Raw genomic sequence first — 16,062 nt, 5'->3', positions numbered from 1 at the left:
CGTGATATATTGTATTGTAAAATAATGTGATATAATTTTCTGTAAATAGTAGGGAAAAATGAAATAGAACTGGGTGAATAAATGAAAGAGAACACGCAGGCTTTATATAATTATTTAATGACGAATTCTATCGATTTGACAGATAGCTGGATGGATTTAAGATTACCAAAAAAAGGATCGCATTATTCAGTGGATGCATCCACTGAAATTGTCGAGAGAATTAAAAAACAGAACATTACATACGTAAGAGTGATTGCAGATTCACTTTTGCAATCTGAAGAAGAAATGAGAAAGAGTGTGCTTGCTTGGACGAGTCAAACTGCAACGGATCGTGCTAATTCCGATACGTCCTTAAGTGAAGTTACGGAGCAACTTAGAAATTTTCGGAGGGTATATTGGCAGTATATCGAAATGTTTATGGAAACTTCGTCAGTGCATGTGACAATCAAGCAATGGTTTCAATGGGAAAGTACCATTAACATGACGTTTGATTTTATTTTTGAAAGTTTCTCAAGAGTTTATATGAACATATTAACAACGCGTTTAGTTTCTCAACAAGCTGTCATCAGGGATTTGAGTGCGCCGATTATCCCTCTTTCTAATCAAGTAGGGGTGTTGCCATTGATCGGAGATATCGATTCGATTAGAGCAAATTGTATTTTGGATAGTACGTTAACACAAAGTCTAAAATTAGGGATACAGTCATTAATCATTGATTTATCAGGGGTTCCTGTAATGGATACACATGTGGCTAACCAGATTTTTAAGGTCATTGCTTCGTTGCGCCTCGTGGGAATTGTCGCAACTCTTTCTGGCATCAGTCCAGTAGTAGCACAAACTGCTGTCCAACTAGGGATTGATTTTAAAGACATTCCAACTTTTGGATCTTTAAAACAGGCTATTAAAACTCTTCAGGAAAAAGAAATGATTTAAGAGGTAAAAGTCAGGGAGGTTGGAGTTATAAAGAAAAAATATCTTTTCAATCTGAATATAAAGATGAACGAATTACCTTGCCTTCGCTTTTAGAGAGAGATATAGTACTTGCAGATCACGATCAATATGTCATTACAAACGGACAATTTGATTATAAGTGGATTGAAGGCTTTAAAGTTAAAACATGAATAGTTTTGTGTCTTCTAGTATGAGCTAAGTATGCAAGAAGTAGCTGAAATTGTATCTTCAGCCGCTTCTTTTTTTATGAAAAGTATAAATTCTTTTGTTCCCAGGAAAAAGGTTTTTGTTCCAACGAACAAGTATAAATGATGTGGATGTGTCTGAAACTAGAAAGATGTAGTATACGATTTTGATTATTTTTATTTAATTTCGCATATAAAGATGTAGTTGGGGTATTGAAAAGGAATAGAAGTACGGTTTGCACTTGATGTTAATCGATTAGTAGAGTGGAGGGCGAAGTAGATGAAGACTATGAATCGTGGAATGGTTACAGCATTTTCGGCCATTGGGATAGCGCAAGGGTTGAAAATATTGACTCATAAGAAGATGACAGGAAAATGGGATTGGAAGCAGGCTTTCACGACAGGCGGGATGCCGAGTTCCCATTCGGCTGGTGTAACGGCACTGGCAACATACGTAGCAGCTAATAAAGGAACGCGTCATACGGAGACTGCTTTGGCAGCTGTTTTTGGTGTAATTGTGATGTATGATGCACAAGGAATAAGACGACATACGGGAGAAATCGCGCAGCTGGTCAATAATTTGGAAGACAGCATTGTAGCGATGTCAGGAGATTTCCCAAGCTTTGAATATGTAGAAAGTGAAAAAGAATTAAAAGAACTTCTCGGTCATCAACCGATTGAAGTGCTTGGTGGAGCTATTTTAGGTGGTTTACTTGGACTTATCTCCGCTAAGATTGAAAATGATGAGCGACGTGTAGTGAGAACCTCTCGGTATATGGATTAGGTAGGAATTTCATTATTAATAAATCCAGTTAGCTTACAGTGCTGCTGGATTTTTTTGTGTGGAATTTGGTGTGCCAACGCTCAGTCTGGATTTTTGGGCTTCACGTCTGAAAAATTACGGTTCACGTCTGAAAACGTCATATCCAGAAAGCCATCTAACAAAAAGGCTGCCAGTCCTACCGGCAGCAGTATTCAAGAATTTCCTAAGAACGGAATACCCCCGATCGCTAGCGCTTATCGGGTTTTTCTGTGAGCGAGTACTGTTTTAAAGAGTGAGCCAATGCTCAGTCTGACTTATTTAGCTTCACGTCTGAAAAAAGAGAGCTGACGTCTGAAAAAAAGGGCAGGACGTCTGAAAAATTACACATCACGTCTGAAAACATCATATCCAGAAAGCCATCTAACAAAAAGGCTGCCAGTCCTACCGGCAGCAGCAGTCAAAGAATTTCCAAGTAAACCAATACCCTAAAAACCGTCTGAAAAATTACGCATCACGTCTGAAAACATCATATCCAGAGTGCCTGAATTATGAAAAGTGAAAAGCGGTCATTACCATCAGAACTTGTGGAGAATTTTCATATTAATTCCCTTTTATTTCACCAGTATTTACAAATCATTCCTTTAGCTAGGTATAAAACAGGTACCTTGAATCGTAAAATGATAATATCAGTGTAAAAATTTGGAGGGGATGAAATGAATTTGGGGAGGTATAGATTTCCACAAGTTGAAAGGAATTTTAAAAATCTTGTAAATGGACTGAAACTTTCGGAACGTATGAAGATAGTGAACGATTTTCTAGATAAAAGAAAAGAGAAAAAGGTTAAGAGGGAAAAGGAGCTTGAATCCAGAGAGCGAGAAAGTATAATTGGAACGATTTATGAGATATTTGGATTAACTGCTATTATGTCGGTAACTGTTCTGACGATATTGGGCATCTTGATCATGTCATTTGTTATGACCGATTTTCTTACCTATTTTCGGGATATAGGCTGGCTAACTTTTGGGTTGGCAGGGTTGATGCTTGGGGTAGGGTGGTATAAACCTTATAAAATGTGGAGTTTAATCGTGACGATTGTGGGTGCTTTTTTATTAGTTATTACATTTGGTCCACTTGTTATTGAAGCTTATTCGGGTAGGAATCTGATAGATGTTAATTTTAGAAATGGCTATTGGATGACTTTAAAATCCACGATGGTCTTCGTCAGCTATCTAACTTGTGGAACTACGTTTATTATATGGATGTATTTACTATCGAAAGGGAGACGCAAGAACCCATTGAGAAAATTCAGTTCTGCAAGCACGAAAACGAAGCAAAGAGTGTCTCAGTTAGTCGTGAGAATCAAATCAATTTAATAGGAGTTTATGGAGGCTGAAATTTCATCTTCAGCCGCTTTTTCTGTGACAAGGAAAGTCTCTTCTCTCGTATGCAAAAGCGGATTGCGCCAGTGTTTCATGTTTTAATTATGCAACCAGGGGTAGTGAGTAGTAAAGACTAAGAGGAGATGAAGAGATGATACAGGATAAAAAGACTTATTATGTTGATATAGCTGCTGAAAGCATCTTAACTGAGCAGGAAGTTCATGTTTTGCAGTCGGTTTTTGATGACAAGCATAAAGCAGACCTAGAAACTTATGTTCGAGCACATATTCCATTTCGTGAGTACCATAAAGATCCTGAAAATGATCATTATGATGCTGCGCAAAAAGTGCTATATGCGATTATTTATCACTTAGGCGATGATGCTGCAAGGCACCACATTGATGAGATGGGAATTTTAACAGATCGTAAATCGGATGACCCTAAAGAGATTCGTGATTTTAGATAGTAATGAAGAAAGCGACTAATTAATTTTAGTCGCTTTTTTTGTTGGAAAAATGGTTTTCGGGAAGCTTTGAAAATCACATAAATATATGGGACGTGACTGCGTCACACCCCAATCTTGCGACTTGGATACTTTCGCCGCTATCCTACAACCTCGAATATTTTCTTAATGAGAGAAGCAATTCTTAAATAAATCATTCCTATGCCTTATTAATGAACTTCTTCCTTTAACTCCGCAATATCCACTTCAGATCGCTCTTCTAGGGAATGTCTTAAATGGACGGTCGCCATTTTGCCGTTTTCGTGGATTTGATCAATCCAAACAGAAACACCGTTATACGTAACATCTACTTCGTTTGATGAACCCACAATTTGCTTTACACGATTGATATCCATAATATTTCCTCCTTGTGATCGTACTTATTTAATTATTATTGTTCGTGTTAGTTTGGTTTTGAAACACGTAATCATGTAAATGATTTGAAAAAATTATTTGATTAAGAACACCTATTTCCATACAAACAGACTCTTTAGGGACGATTAAGACAGATTGAGTCTATAATGAGAGGAGATATCTTAACCATCATTGGAGTGAAACACTGCATGTTATATAAAATCAACAAGTTACTGGAAAAATTCATGCCCTTAATGATTCCAACGTCTGTGGTAATTGGGGTGTTGTTGTCCGTATATATAAAGGATTTTTCTTATTTAATACCATGGATTTTTGCTTTTATGACGTTTTCAGGGAGCTTGAATTCAAATTTTGTTTCAATGAAGCAAGCTGTGTTGAATCCTTTACCGCTTTTTTTGGTCCTTATTATTTTACATATTGTAATGCCACTGTGGGCACTTGGCGTCGGTCATGCTGTATTTAGTGGAGATACCTACACAATTACAGGCTTAGTACTAGCGATGGCTATTCCTACAGGCATAACCAGTTTTGTATGGGTTTCCATTTATAAAGGGAATATTGCTTTGACCTTATCCATCATCTTAATTGATACGATGTTGTCGCCATTTATTGTGCCTATGACGATGTCATTTCTAGTTGGTGGAAATATTGAAATGGATATAGTCGGTATCACGCAAGGACTATTTCTGATGATTGTGATTCCCTCAATTGTAGGGATGACTTTAAACCAATTCTTAAAAGAAGGGGTCGCTGGCAGGCTTAGCGCACGTTTATCACCCTTTGCAAAAATAGCTATGAGTTTTGTGGTTATGTTGAATGGAGCAGTTGTTGCACCGTATTTATTGGACATTAATTTAAAATTAGTTGGGATAGCAATTATCGTGTTCTTGGTCGCGTTTAGTGGATATTTATTCACATTTTTGACAGGAAAGCTGTTCAAGCAAGACAAAGAGACAGTCACTGCGATGATGTTTACTGGAGGCATGAGAAATATCAGTGCTGGTGCTGTTTTGGCGGTATCTTATTTTCCAGCAGCTGTTGCAGTTCCAGTTGTCCTGGGAATGCTTTTTCAACAGGTATTAGCATCGATATATGGATTTGCAATTAAAATTTACTACCTAAAAGAAAAAGATATTGAAAGTATATAACGTGATATAGCTTGGTTATAAAAAAGAACTTGTTGCCCGAATGGGTGGAGAAGAGATTATGATTGTTCTTCCCAATACAAACAAAGAATATGCACGAGTCTTTGCTGAACGAATTCGTATGAATATTGACTCATGTACGAATTACTGGAAGTATCGGAGTTACTACATATGAAAACAAAGACAATTTAAAAAAAATGTTTTCAAAAGCTGACGAAGTTCTTTACCAATCCAAAAAAGCAGGAAAAAATTGCGTTTCAGTCAAGTAATCATTATAAATCGCAAAAACCACTAGACTTTTGTATCTAGTGGTTTTTTGAATAAGGAATGATGAAGTTAATTATACTTCTTAAGGATCAATCATTTTCTCAATGATAAATCTTCAACATAAGAGCCTATTTTTCTTAATTTCTCTTCTATTCCATGAAAACTTTGGGCTTGATCAGGCGGCCTATTGGCTAGTATATACAATGATTCAGCTATACGATTCAACTCTTGCTTGATGTCGTGAAGAGCTGACACTAAATGAATGTTTTCTTCTTCCATATGTACCTCCTTATAATCTGTGCCTATTCTTCCATAATATTATTGATAGGATTCCTTAAGAACCATGTTTGTACCTGTAAAATATGGGATTTCTATTTGAAAGCGAGACATATGGTTTAGAAAATGAGTGGAAATCTAATGAAGAGCAATCGATGCAGTATAATGAAAGTGCGCTAAATAAAGAATCAAAAACGCCTCGCATCCATTAAATCAACAAGGATTCACTACGCATGAGAATACAAGAGGTCTGTATGATGAAGATGTAAACCATAACCAAAATCAGCAATTGCAAGGGCATACAGACTTCTCATATGATGGTGCTCAAACGGTTACTAAAGAAGAAATATATGTAGAACATATTTATTTTGATAGTCATACACCTCCAATTGAAACAAATGATGAAGAGTTGATTCGTGTTCCAATTACCGAAAGAACGTGTAAAAGTCATTAAAGAAAAAGTTGTTACAGGTGAAATCGTTGTCAGAAAGAGAAGAATATAAAGTACTAATTAAACATCATTTATGCCCTTCTAACTTTATTGCTGGAAGGGTTTTTAAATGTGTTCAAAATTTTTCGATTACTAATTTTTTTATTGGATTTGAGCATGTTAATAATAATGAAAATTTTGAAAGTACGAAAAAATTTTTTCAGCTTGCATGATTTTCTGAAAATCGACCATTCTATTAGTACCAAGGAGGTGAGCAAAATGGCAAACAACAATTCAAGCAATAAATTATCAGTACCTGGTGCAAAACAAGCTTTGGATCAAATGAAGTATGAAATCGCACAAGAATTCGGAGTACAACTAGGTGAAAATGCTACAGCGCGTGCTAACGGTTCCGTTGGCGGAGAAATTACTAAGCGTTTAGTAGCACAAGCCCAAAACCAATTAAAAGGAAATTCATAATAAAAATGCCGGCAGTTCATACTGTCGGCTTTAATTTTGTTATGGGCAAAATTCGTGAAAAGTACCTATTTAGAATTGTTTTCAGTAATATAGTTCTTCAACTTTAGATTACTTGCCAAGTGTGAAATGACGCTAACGATCCTTGTTTACATAAAAAAATTGCAAGACTGGCAAAAAGAAGTTTCGGAATGCGAAAATTACGTTAAATAAAATTGCAAGGAAAGCAACAAATTTATTCATATTATTTTATAAATGTTACAAATTAATGAACAATGTTCATATTTACACAAAGCGACAATTTTTTACAAGACCAATCATTTATGATGTTCCTTGTGCAATATTATCAGTCGATCTAAAAACTAGTTTTTAAATATAAATGTATGGAGGATGGAAGATAGATGAGAAGTTTAGATAAGAAAGTAATTTTATTAGGACATATTAAATTGAAACAAAAAATAATGTACAATAGAGCAATGAAATTGGGTAGGACCCATTCCAGTGTAATACTATGTAGTCAAGAGCTTGATATCTTACTAAACAAATATCAAGATCTGCAAATGGCAGAGAATCATTATTCTAAGGTGAGCTAAGAAGTCAGTTATATAATAATACTAAGAAAATCCAGTAGCGATTATCGCTACTGGATTTTTTGAATTTTTGAATTGAACCTGGCGAAGGGAGTTTAACTATATGTGAAAATCGAGATTGTAAGCGTAAACAAAAAGGATTTTTTACCAGTAGAAGTTATGTTATTCTTATTATATGTACTAAAAAAACTTATATAGTACTTATTGTTAAAGTAAGTACCCTAGCCATTTTATTCATTTTAGAAACATCAGAATGTCGAAACAAAATGAAGATAAATTGAATTTGCTGAAAAATCAATTATAGACGTATCAGTAAAATCATGTATGATTAAGAGATAGTTTAAAATATTACTAGATTTTCGCATATGGAGGTTAAGCCTTAATGAAAGTTCTTGGCGTTGATATAGGTGGAACAAAAGTACGCATGGGAATTGTAGGCTCTGATGGTCAAGTATTAGAAGACCTTATAGTACCAACTGAAGTCCCTTTATATCCTTATTTAGAAATGAAGATACTTCAAATATTAAAAGATCATCCTGAGGTACAAGCAATTGGAATTGGTACAAGAGGAATGGTAGACGCAGAAAAAGGCGTCATTACTTTTGAAACTGAAACGTTGCCTGGTTGGCAAGGAACAGAAGTGAAAACATTATTAGAAAAAGCTAGTGGTTTACGAGTAGAAGTGAATAACGATGCAAATTGTGCAAGTCTTGCAGAATCCATGTTAGGAGCAGCAAAAGGCTTCCGACGCACACTTTGTTTAACTTTAGGAACAGGCCTTGGTGGTGGATTCGTTGAGGACGGAATAATCATGAATGGCACACATGGTGGTGCCTGTGAAGTAGGGCACACGATTTTATATCCAGGCGGTCATGTATGTAGTTGTGGTAGACCAGGATGTAGCGAACAATACGTTTCAGGAACTGCATTAAGAAGAATCATCGCAGAACAAAGTATTGTCGATGAAAACAACCAATTAGTCTCACCGAATCATTTATTCCAACTTGCTCTAGAAGGACATACGGTTGCGCAAGCGGTTACACAAAAATTCACGAGTGATTTAGCTATCGTAATTAGTTCACTGCAAGCAGTACTAGATATGGATTGCGTGGTTATCGGTGGAGGAGTTTCAGATTCAGCTGATAGCTGGTGGGATCTGTTAATGAATGCACTAGAACCATTGTTATTAAAACCATTAGAAGTGAAAAGAGCGAAATTTGGCAATGAAGCGGGAATGTTAGGTGCAGCCCTACTAGTGTTATCAGATGAAAAAGAAATCGTATCTAAAAAATAAGCAAAGGTTGTGGATGGATTGGCAAATCTAGTTTTAGAAAATATTACTAAAGTATATGATAATAATGTTTCAGCAGTTTCGAATTTTGATTTAGAAGTAACAGATCAAGAGTTTATTGTCTTTGTTGGTCCATCAGGTTGTGGTAAGTCGACAACATTACGCATGATTGCAGGTCTTGAAGATATTTCTTCTGGAAATTTCTATATCGATGGCAAAAGAATGAATGATGTAGCACCAAAAGATCGCGATATTGCGATGGTATTTCAAAACTATGCCTTATACCCACATATGTCAGTTTATGAAAATATGGCGTTTGGCTTAAAGTTACGTAAGTTCTCAAAAGATGATATTGATAAACGCGTTAAAAATGCAGCAGAAATTTTAGGTTTAGAAAATTATTTAGACCGTAAACCGAAAGCGCTATCAGGCGGACAACGTCAACGTGTGGCATTAGGTCGTGCGATTGTACGTGATGCGAAACTGTTCTTAATGGATGAACCTTTATCTAATCTTGATTCCAAGTTACGTGTGCAAATGCGTGCTGAAATTGCCAAATTACACTTACGTTTAAAAACGACAACAATTTATGTAACACATGACCAAACAGAAGCAATGACAATGGCTTCTCGAATCGTTGTTATGAAAGACGGACTTGTTCAACAAATTGGTACACCAAAAGAAGTATACGATACACCTGATAATGTGTTTGTTGGTGGATTTATCGGATCTCCTTCTATGAACTTCTTTAACGGTAAAATGGTTAATGGACAATTTGTTATAGATGGTACATCAATTGCGATTACTCCTAACCACGCTACATACTTAAAAGAGCAAGGATACGAAGGCAAAGAATTAATCTTAGGAATTCGTCCTGAACATATTACAAGCGAAGCTCCAATAGGAAGCCAAACTCTACGTTTGAAAGTAGAAGTTTCTGAGCTTACTGGTGCTGAATTAATGGTCTACTCAAATATTGAAGGTCAAGAATTTATTGCACGAATCGATTCAAGTAACCCAGTTCAACCTGGAGAAGCAATTGATTTGTCATTTGATGTAGCAAGAGGTCACTTCTTTGATAAAGAAAGTGAACTACGTATTAAATAGGAGAAGTTTCCTATCCCTAATCATGAAAAAGCGGCTCACACACAATTATGTGTAAGCCGCTTTTTTTGCATCTAATATAGGAATGCTAGTAATTAATATCCTGGTTTTTTAAGGATTTTAAAGATATTTGTTTTATAGTCTTCCACACCTGGTTGATCAAATGGGTTAATTTCTAATAGATACGCGCTGTATGCACAAGATACCATATAGAAATAAAGCAAGTAGCCAATGTTGGTTTCATTAAGTTCTTTAATGGTAAGACCAATTTGTGGTACTTCACCAGATAAGTGAGCACTTGAAGTCGCTTCATAGCAAGCTAAGTTGAACTCATTCAATGATAAGCCACTTAAATAATTCAACTCATCACCATTGTTTTCTGCTGTGAAAACAGAAAGATCATTCGCTTTTTCTTCTATAATAAGGAAAGATTCGAATAGGATGCGTTGTCCATCTTGAATGTACTGACCAAGTGAATGCAGATCGGTAGAGAATGAAACCGATGCAGGGAAGAGGCCTTTTTGATCTTTTCCTTCACTTTCTCCAAACAATTGTTTCCACCATTCTTGCAAGTAAGAAAGTTTTGGTTCGAATGTTGCTAATATTTCTATGGAGTAATTTTGATTGTATAAATGATTTCGAATGACAGCATATTGAATGGCTGTGTTTGAGTGTATGTCGAATTGTTGGAAGTCTTTTTCAGCATCCCTTGCACCATTTACTAAATCGTGAATAGAATAGCCAGCTACAGCAATTGGAAGCAAGCCAACAGCTGTTAATACAGAATAGCGTCCACCAATGTCAGCTGGTACTTCAAATCGTTGGTATCCTTTTTCTCTAGATAAACTTAGTAACGAACCTTTTTCAGCATCTGTAGTAACAATGATTCTTGAAACAGCATCTTCACCGTAACGATCTTCCATATATTTTTGAAGGAATCGAAACGCAAGAGCCGGTTCAGTGGTTGTACCAGATTTCGAAATGACATTTAGAGTAACCTCTTTGTCATCTAAATATTTCATGAGTTTCGCTAAGTATTCACCACTAACCTGATGACCTGCATAAAGCACTTCCGTATCAGGATTAGTATGGAAATACGGAGTCAATCCTTCAATAACCGCTTTTGACCCTAAATAAGAACCACCAATTCCGATAACGACTAAGACATCAGAATTTTTACGAATACGGTCAGCCGTTTCTTGAATGTTTTGAAGAAAAGTCTCGCTCATACGGCTTGTCCAATCATGCCATCCTAAAAATTCTGAGCCAACACCTGTTTTATTTTGAAGGTTGTCATGAATAACGTTTAATTTCGCTTCAAGTTCTGGTGACACTAATTCTTGATATTCACCAGAATACGTTAATTCAATAGTCATAGAATTCTCCTTTTGTTTGATCGATTATATTACTTATTGCTAATACCATCTTAACATTTTATGGTTGAAGGGATATGGGTAGGCTTAGCACTACCAAAATTGCATCTTTGGAAGAATAATAGATGCTTGTTTATTCAATTTTAGGTATATTGTTTTCAAAGAATACTCTTACATGAGAGAATGAGTGTATGGAAATGAGAGGATGTTGGATTTGTTTTTTCGAATACTTACAGTAATGTGGGCTGTTATTATCCTGGTGGGAAGTTGTACGTCAGATCCACAGCTTTTTATTTATAATCAATATGTGAATTTCGAGTTTCAAAGTGCACCAAATATTAGTCAATTATTCATTATTAGTGATTTTCAATTAAATAGTACGTTTTTTTTGTTTCAGAAGATAGGACATTTTGCAGGTTTTGCATTGCTATTCTTTTTCCTATTCAATTGGATTGAAAATTATAAGGGTACATTCGTTTTATGTTTAATGTTTGCATTGTTAACTGAAATTCTTCAGCTCTATTTTCATCGAAATGGAAGGTTTTATGACGTTGGAGTAGATACAATCGGAATGATTTTTGGGTATTTCATGTGTCATTATTTGTATACTAAAGCAACTTTAAAGAAGGATCTCGTCTAGACAGTTTTTATAATATACGAAGATATTTTAAGAAGTTATAAAATGTTACATGAAATATTTAAAATGTAATCAAATGTAACGAGTTTGTTACATAACTGTAAACCATAAAAGGTTTTGTCGATGTTATGATGATAATAGTTAATTTATCAGTAAATTATAGCCATTGGCCAAACGGAGGATTCAAATTTATGAAATTACAGTCTCAGTTGTTTAAAGTCATTTCAATGTGTACAATTGCATTATTTTTATTTATTGCACCTTTCGCAAATCATGCGGATGCAGCTAGTGGAATTAAATCTACGCAAGTAATATCAGCTGCAAAAAAAGTAATGGGTACAAATTATGTTTATGGCGGAACGACAACAAAAGGCTTTGATTGCTCAGGATTTGTTGGTTATGTATATAAAAAAGTTGGAGTGAAATTGCCAAGAACGACTAAAGCAATGTATTCAACTGGAAAAAAAGTTTCTAAGAAAAACCTAAAAGCTGGTGATGTAGTATTTTTCAATACTTCAGGTAAAGGTGTTTCTCACGCTGGAATTTACATCGGTAAAGGAAAGTTTGTACATTCTTCATCAAGTAAAGGTGTTTCAGTAGCTAAGATTAATGATCCATACTATTGGGGTTCAAAATATATCGGTGCAAAACGCGTTGCAAAAGTTGCATCAAAATAATATGATTTAAAAAACGCCTGATCGCAAAATTGCGATCAGGCGTTTTTGTGATCTTAATTAAAAAGAAGCGCGAGTAGTCAGCGCTTCTTTTTGTTTGATCCAATTGGTTTTGGATCTACTTGGTGAACATCATGTCTGAGTAGGAAGTAGGCAATGATACCGGAGAAGATAGAGCCTCCTATTGAAATGAGGATACGTGAATCAAAAGGTACTTCTGCATATTTTTTCTCAATAAGCCACATTGCTAGGAATGCAACGATTATCATGATTGGAATGATTAAGACAAAGCGTTTCATAAGGGATACATCCTTTTTTATTTAAGTTTACCATATGTAGCTTTAGTGAAGAGTGGATATTGAGTGAACAACTACCGCCATTGGGGAAAGCCTTAAGACAGAAAAAAGGGGCTGATAGTATAGCTCCAGCTCAATGCATTACATCTGGATAGAACCGATTCAGTTGTTTACCACAGGATTTCCCATTTCCGTTCTTCCGCAATTGCTTGTAGTCTTGATTCAGGTCGGACGGCTACTGGGTTTCCGACTAGTTCCAGAACTGTGATATCTGAGATGCTGTCACCATAGGCAGAGCTGTTTTCCCAGTCGATGTCGAAGCCTTGAAGTGCTTGTTCTATCTTTTCGTTTTTGCGTTCACCTTGAATGTGATAAATGGCGTTGTCCGTATCAACAGTGCCGTTTTTTATTGGAATTTGTGTGCCAATTACTTCATGTATAGCAAGGTCCCGTGTTACTTCGTGCAACATTTGAGTGAAGGCACCTGAAACTAACAGGACATGATCGCCTTCTTTTAGGTGCTTTTTCAAACGATCAACGACTTTAAAGTTAAGTTCATTGTGCATTTCTTTAGACATATCTTTAAAATAATTTTCAATTTCTTGTTGAGGCATATCTTTTAATGCATTTAAATAGAGTTGCATCGATTTCGCTTTCATTTTGTTCTCAGGATATAGTTTTAATTTATACGCAAGATATGGTTTCATTAGTGCTCGGTAAAAAGGTTGATATTTTGAAGAGTGAATAGGATGTTTTTTCATATAATTCATCATCAGTTTAAATGTTTCTTGGGGGTACAGTGTCCCGTCAAAATCGAAAATAGCTACACGCATTAAATGATCACTCCTGTTCTAATGTTTCTAGTTTATCACGAATTTGTGGATGGTAACGAAGGGGAAGCCCACAAATATGATTTGGACATGTTAAATAAGGATGTTATTGATAGATTTGGTGTGAATTTTAGTTTAGTTGTAATTTTGGTACATTTAGTAGTAAAAAATGAAGATTTAGTTGTAAAAATAGCGAGTTTAGCGGTAATTGTAAAATAAGGTAACATAATGAAAAGAGCGACCGTTTTCAAACACGGCCGCTCTTCTCTAGTTTAAACAGATTCGACTTTGAAGTACTTCTTTTCGAGTTCTGCTTTAAGCATTTTTGCAAGTTGAAGCATGTTGTAGCGACCGGCTTCTTTTTCGGCATCAGCGTTGTAGTTGGTGTTTGTGTTGACGTCGTATGTGTAAATGTCACCATTTGTGTTACGGATGAATTCTATGCCGGCAACTTTGATTTCACTTTGTTTAAGGAAGTTCTCGTATTTTTCAATAATTGGGTCATTAAAGTTCTCAATAATTTGGAATTTCGGTTGAGTTAACCTTGTTTCGGGTTGAGTTTCGCCAACCGGGCAGAACATATCGTCAATTTGACACGTGTCTGCTGGACACAGTTCGAAACCTTCAGATGTGTCGACTTTTACTGCGTATTGGAATTTGCCGTTTATAAATTCACATCGAGTAATGTAAGGTTCAGGTGCCTTAATATATTGTTGGATTAAAGTGATACCGTCAACAGGTTCTTCGAAAGTTGGTCCATCTATATAGGCGCGTAACCCTTCGATTGAGTGAAATAATTGAACCCCAAGTCCTTTACCAGCACGGTTATGCTTGGTGATAAACGAGCTTTCTCCTAGCTCTTGAGCTGCTTTCACAATATTTTCTTTACCCACAGCTGCAATAGTTTTCGGCGTTTTGATTCCTGAAGCTTCTAATGCAGTGTACTGAAGTACTTTGCTTAGCTCGAGTCTTAAGGCGTTGCTGCCGTTGAAAACGGTGCGGTTATGGTGCTCAAGCCACGCTAAGACGGCAGAAGTAAGTTCAGGAGCGTAGCGATGATTTCTCGTATGTGAAGAGGCACTCATTCGATTGTAGAAAATTCCTTCAGGTGGAGCCTCTGTTAAATTAACAATCCCTTGATCGAGATGCCATTCTTCGTAAGGTACTTGTAGTTCTTCAAGACGTTTTGTTAAATGGACAGTCCATTCGCTATTTTCATGAAGTACATATACTTTAGTCATAACTTTGTCCTCCGATGGTCAGATTAGTTGAGCTCTTTTGCTTTCAACGAGTGGCATTACTTTTTTTGCAAACTGTTCCATTTCTTCAAGTTGCGGTGAGAATTGTAGCAATAAGAGATCAAGACCTGCTTGTTCGTAAGCAATAATTTGATTGGCAATTTGTTCTGGTGTGCCGATCAGGTTGGGTCTTAATCCACGATTCGAAACTGAGTAGTCGTAAAGTTTCACTTGTTGTTCAAGTTGCGATTTGTTGACGAAGTCATTATATCCAGCATATGCGCTTGATTCTTTCGTATCAGTAATTCGTTGCAACTCAAGTTGAACTTGTTCTTCTGTGTCCCTACAAATGATATATGCAGCCATTCCAAAAGATTGGAACGGATCTTTTCCAGCTTGCTTGCGTAAGGATTTCATGTCATTGATTTTAGTAGTGATTTCTTCGACAGTTCCACCGTGCATAACGTAAGCATCACAGCCAGCAATTATCGTTTCTTTTCCTCGAGGACTTTCGCCACCTGCGTAAAGAATTGGGTTCGGTTGTTGAACGGGCTTTGGATGTAGGTGTGCATTTTCAATATTATAAAATGACCCTTTGTATGAAAAGACCTCTTCTGTCCACAATCCTTTGAGCACATCGATAAATTCTTCGGTACGATCATAACGCGCGTCATGTTCAGTAAAGATACCACCGTATTGTTTGGCTTCTTCTTCCCACCAAGCTGATACGACATTTAAAGTGAAACGTCCATTGCTTATGTGATCGATATTGGCCGCCATTTTAGCAGTGACGGCGGGGTTATGGAAACCTGGTCTAACAGCTACCATAATTTCGATTTTTTCAGTGACTGCAGCTAGCGCGGCTGCTGTTGACCAAGCTTCCAATGAGTCGGATTCTGGTCCTTTTATATCGTTTAAGTAAAGTTCAGCAATAAGGGTAGTATCAAAGCCTAATTTTTCGCCTGCTTGTATCACTTGCTTTGCGTAATCGAAGGTAGGGGGCATGTTTTCATCATCCACGTTGCGCAACCAACCTCCGAAAATAGGTAACCAAAATCCATAGCGCATAATGTGTACAACTCCTTTTTGAAGAAAAGTGAAATTAATAGAATAATGAAATTCATTATATTAATTAATCCTATAGGATAACTAGGTTATGAGTCAAATATGGAGATTATGTTTTACCATGGTCTCCAGTGACAAGTAAAGCTAGTTATAAAATTTGTGAGTTTAGTTGTAATAGTAAAATTATGGGTTTTGAGAAATGGAAATGAGTACA

The 16,062-nt window shown here is 36.2% G+C and carries 21 protein-coding genes and 1 pseudogene; 15 read left to right on the top strand and 7 right to left on the bottom strand.

Going from position 1 to position 16,062, the window contains the following annotated elements:
- Positions 1-117: 117 nt before the first annotated feature.
- The 4 genes from C8K15_RS08960 (at position 118) to C8K15_RS08945 (ending at position 3,744) form a co-directional block, all read left to right on the top strand.
- Complete coding sequence (locus C8K15_RS08960) at positions 118-933, top strand: STAS domain-containing protein (protein ID WP_233260423.1); 816 nt, start codon at positions 118-120, stop codon at positions 931-933.
- Positions 934-1,416: 483 nt separating this feature from the next.
- A complete protein-coding gene (locus C8K15_RS08955) occupies positions 1,417-1,920 on the top strand; it encodes a divergent PAP2 family protein (RefSeq protein ID WP_108586067.1) in 504 nt (167 codons plus the stop codon).
- A gap of 692 nt (positions 1,921-2,612) precedes the next feature.
- The gene (locus tag C8K15_RS08950; RefSeq protein ID WP_199224086.1) at positions 2,613-3,272 is read left to right on the top strand and encodes a hypothetical protein; all 660 of its coding nucleotides are present in this window, start codon (positions 2,613-2,615) and stop codon (positions 3,270-3,272) included.
- 157 nt (positions 3,273-3,429) lie between these two features.
- The gene (locus C8K15_RS08945; protein WP_108586066.1) at positions 3,430-3,744 is read left to right on the top strand and encodes a hydrolase; all 315 of its coding nucleotides are present in this window, start codon (positions 3,430-3,432) and stop codon (positions 3,742-3,744) included.
- Positions 3,745-3,950: 206 nt separating this feature from the next.
- Here C8K15_RS08945 and C8K15_RS08940 read toward each other — a convergent pair whose 3' ends face one another.
- On the bottom strand, positions 3,951-4,136 hold the full coding sequence (locus tag C8K15_RS08940; protein ID WP_108586065.1) for an H-type small acid-soluble spore protein: 186 nt from the start codon (positions 4,134-4,136) through the stop codon (positions 3,951-3,953).
- Between the two features lie 207 nt (positions 4,137-4,343).
- On the opposite strand from C8K15_RS08940, the gene C8K15_RS08935 reads away from it, so the two are divergent.
- On the top strand, positions 4,344-5,303 hold the full coding sequence (locus C8K15_RS08935) for a bile acid:sodium symporter family protein (protein ID WP_108586064.1): 960 nt from the start codon (positions 4,344-4,346) through the stop codon (positions 5,301-5,303).
- A gap of 31 nt (positions 5,304-5,334) precedes the next feature.
- Positions 5,335-5,569: pseudogene (locus C8K15_RS08925) on the top strand (diguanylate cyclase); the annotation flags it as partial.
- Positions 5,570-5,660: 91 nt separating this feature from the next.
- Here C8K15_RS08925 and C8K15_RS08920 read toward each other — a convergent pair.
- A complete protein-coding gene (locus C8K15_RS08920) occupies positions 5,661-5,846 on the bottom strand; it encodes a hypothetical protein (protein WP_108586061.1) in 186 nt (61 codons plus the stop codon).
- An 83-nt stretch (positions 5,847-5,929) separates the two neighbouring features.
- Here C8K15_RS08920 and C8K15_RS21160 point away from each other — a divergent pair, with 83 nt between their 5' ends.
- From C8K15_RS21160 to C8K15_RS08895, 6 genes are all read left to right on the top strand, one after another.
- Positions 5,930-6,055: a hypothetical protein gene (locus C8K15_RS21160; RefSeq protein ID WP_255421079.1), complete on the top strand. Its 126-nt coding sequence runs from the start codon at positions 5,930-5,932 to the stop codon at positions 6,053-6,055.
- 77 nt (positions 6,056-6,132) lie between these two features.
- A complete protein-coding gene (locus tag C8K15_RS20265) occupies positions 6,133-6,297 on the top strand; it encodes a hypothetical protein (RefSeq protein WP_158268280.1) in 165 nt (54 codons plus the stop codon).
- Between the two features lie 255 nt (positions 6,298-6,552).
- On the top strand, positions 6,553-6,753 hold the full coding sequence (locus C8K15_RS08910; protein WP_108586059.1) for an alpha/beta-type small acid-soluble spore protein: 201 nt from the start codon (positions 6,553-6,555) through the stop codon (positions 6,751-6,753).
- Positions 6,754-7,151: 398 nt separating this feature from the next.
- Positions 7,152-7,343, top strand: a complete 192-nt coding sequence (locus C8K15_RS08905; RefSeq protein WP_108586058.1) for an aspartyl-phosphate phosphatase Spo0E family protein — start codon at positions 7,152-7,154, stop codon at positions 7,341-7,343.
- A gap of 379 nt (positions 7,344-7,722) precedes the next feature.
- The gene (locus tag C8K15_RS08900; RefSeq protein WP_108586057.1) at positions 7,723-8,634 is read left to right on the top strand and encodes an ROK family protein; all 912 of its coding nucleotides are present in this window, start codon (positions 7,723-7,725) and stop codon (positions 8,632-8,634) included.
- 18 nt (positions 8,635-8,652) lie between these two features.
- Positions 8,653-9,738, top strand: a complete 1,086-nt coding sequence (locus tag C8K15_RS08895; RefSeq protein WP_108586056.1) for an ABC transporter ATP-binding protein — start codon at positions 8,653-8,655, stop codon at positions 9,736-9,738.
- Positions 9,739-9,830: 92 nt separating this feature from the next.
- Here the strand turns inward: C8K15_RS08895 and C8K15_RS08890 are convergent, their stop codons facing one another.
- Positions 9,831-11,111 (bottom strand): glucose-6-phosphate isomerase, encoded by a 1,281-nt coding sequence (locus C8K15_RS08890; protein WP_108586055.1) that lies wholly within the window; start codon positions 11,109-11,111, stop codon positions 9,831-9,833.
- Between the two features lie 235 nt (positions 11,112-11,346).
- Between C8K15_RS08890 and C8K15_RS08885 the strand changes: the two genes are divergently transcribed.
- Positions 11,347-11,748 carry a VanZ family protein gene (locus C8K15_RS08885; RefSeq protein WP_158268279.1) on the top strand — a complete coding sequence of 134 codons (402 nt, stop codon included), beginning with the start codon at positions 11,347-11,349 and terminating at the stop codon, positions 11,746-11,748.
- Positions 11,749-11,936: 188 nt separating this feature from the next.
- Entirely contained in the window at positions 11,937-12,422 is a 486-nt protein-coding gene (locus C8K15_RS08880) for a C40 family peptidase (protein WP_108586053.1), read from the top strand.
- A 77-nt stretch (positions 12,423-12,499) separates the two neighbouring features.
- On the opposite strand, the gene C8K15_RS08875 is transcribed toward C8K15_RS08880, so the two are convergent.
- Positions 12,500-12,718: a hypothetical protein gene (locus C8K15_RS08875; RefSeq protein WP_108586052.1), complete on the bottom strand. Its 219-nt coding sequence runs from the start codon at positions 12,716-12,718 to the stop codon at positions 12,500-12,502.
- Positions 12,719-12,885: 167 nt separating this feature from the next.
- A complete protein-coding gene (locus C8K15_RS08870) occupies positions 12,886-13,548 on the bottom strand; it encodes an HAD family hydrolase (RefSeq protein ID WP_108586051.1) in 663 nt (220 codons plus the stop codon).
- Positions 13,549-13,635: 87 nt separating this feature from the next.
- On the opposite strand from C8K15_RS08870, the gene C8K15_RS21155 reads away from it, so the two are divergent.
- Positions 13,636-13,764: a hypothetical protein gene (locus C8K15_RS21155; protein WP_255421078.1), complete on the top strand. Its 129-nt coding sequence runs from the start codon at positions 13,636-13,638 to the stop codon at positions 13,762-13,764.
- A gap of 53 nt (positions 13,765-13,817) precedes the next feature.
- Here C8K15_RS21155 and C8K15_RS08865 read toward each other — a convergent pair whose 3' ends face one another.
- On the bottom strand, positions 13,818-14,786 hold the full coding sequence (locus tag C8K15_RS08865; RefSeq protein WP_108586050.1) for an ATP-grasp domain-containing protein: 969 nt from the start codon (positions 14,784-14,786) through the stop codon (positions 13,818-13,820).
- 18 nt (positions 14,787-14,804) lie between these two features.
- Positions 14,805-15,851: an LLM class flavin-dependent oxidoreductase gene (locus C8K15_RS08860; RefSeq protein ID WP_108586049.1), complete on the bottom strand. Its 1,047-nt coding sequence runs from the start codon at positions 15,849-15,851 to the stop codon at positions 14,805-14,807.
- Between the last annotated feature and the right edge of the window lie 211 nt (positions 15,852-16,062).

The sequence above is a fragment of the Paenisporosarcina sp. OV554 genome (assembly GCF_003058165.1).
In the GTDB taxonomy this organism is placed as follows: domain Bacteria; phylum Bacillota; class Bacilli; order Bacillales_A; family Planococcaceae; genus Paenisporosarcina.
Note: the sequence above shows the minus strand (reverse complement) of the source record. Positions and strands in the feature narration are given on the sequence as shown.

Bases quoted from the DNA above. Each gene is read 5' to 3' on its own strand.
- C8K15_RS08960 (WP_233260423.1), top strand. From the start codon at position 118: ATGACGAATTCTATCGATTTGACAGATAGCTGGATGGATTTAAGATTA.
- C8K15_RS08955 (WP_108586067.1), top strand. From the start codon at position 1,417: ATGAAGACTATGAATCGTGGAATGGTTACAGCATTTTCGGCCATTGGG.
- C8K15_RS08950 (WP_199224086.1), top strand. From the start codon at position 2,613: ATGAATTTGGGGAGGTATAGATTTCCACAAGTTGAAAGGAATTTTAAA.
- C8K15_RS08945 (WP_108586066.1), top strand. From the start codon at position 3,430: ATGATACAGGATAAAAAGACTTATTATGTTGATATAGCTGCTGAAAGC.
- C8K15_RS08940 (WP_108586065.1), bottom strand. From the start codon at position 4,136: ATGGATATCAATCGTGTAAAGCAAATTGTGGGTTCATCAAACGAAGTA.
- C8K15_RS08935 (WP_108586064.1), top strand. From the start codon at position 4,344: ATGTTATATAAAATCAACAAGTTACTGGAAAAATTCATGCCCTTAATG.
- C8K15_RS08920 (WP_108586061.1), bottom strand. From the start codon at position 5,846: ATGGAAGAAGAAAACATTCATTTAGTGTCAGCTCTTCACGACATCAAG.
- C8K15_RS21160 (WP_255421079.1), top strand. From the start codon at position 5,930: ATGGGATTTCTATTTGAAAGCGAGACATATGGTTTAGAAAATGAGTGG.
- C8K15_RS08910 (WP_108586059.1), top strand. From the start codon at position 6,553: ATGGCAAACAACAATTCAAGCAATAAATTATCAGTACCTGGTGCAAAA.
- C8K15_RS08905 (WP_108586058.1), top strand. From the start codon at position 7,152: ATGAGAAGTTTAGATAAGAAAGTAATTTTATTAGGACATATTAAATTG.
- C8K15_RS08900 (WP_108586057.1), top strand. From the start codon at position 7,723: ATGAAAGTTCTTGGCGTTGATATAGGTGGAACAAAAGTACGCATGGGA.
- C8K15_RS08890 (WP_108586055.1), bottom strand. From the start codon at position 11,111: ATGACTATTGAATTAACGTATTCTGGTGAATATCAAGAATTAGTGTCA.
- C8K15_RS08885 (WP_158268279.1), top strand. From the start codon at position 11,347: ATGTGGGCTGTTATTATCCTGGTGGGAAGTTGTACGTCAGATCCACAG.
- C8K15_RS08880 (WP_108586053.1), top strand. From the start codon at position 11,937: ATGAAATTACAGTCTCAGTTGTTTAAAGTCATTTCAATGTGTACAATT.
- C8K15_RS08875 (WP_108586052.1), bottom strand. From the start codon at position 12,718: ATGAAACGCTTTGTCTTAATCATTCCAATCATGATAATCGTTGCATTC.
- C8K15_RS08870 (WP_108586051.1), bottom strand. From the start codon at position 13,548: ATGCGTGTAGCTATTTTCGATTTTGACGGGACACTGTACCCCCAAGAA.
- C8K15_RS21155 (WP_255421078.1), top strand. From the start codon at position 13,636: ATGTTAAATAAGGATGTTATTGATAGATTTGGTGTGAATTTTAGTTTA.
- C8K15_RS08865 (WP_108586050.1), bottom strand. From the start codon at position 14,786: ATGACTAAAGTATATGTACTTCATGAAAATAGCGAATGGACTGTCCAT.
- C8K15_RS08860 (WP_108586049.1), bottom strand. From the start codon at position 15,851: ATGCGCTATGGATTTTGGTTACCTATTTTCGGAGGTTGGTTGCGCAAC.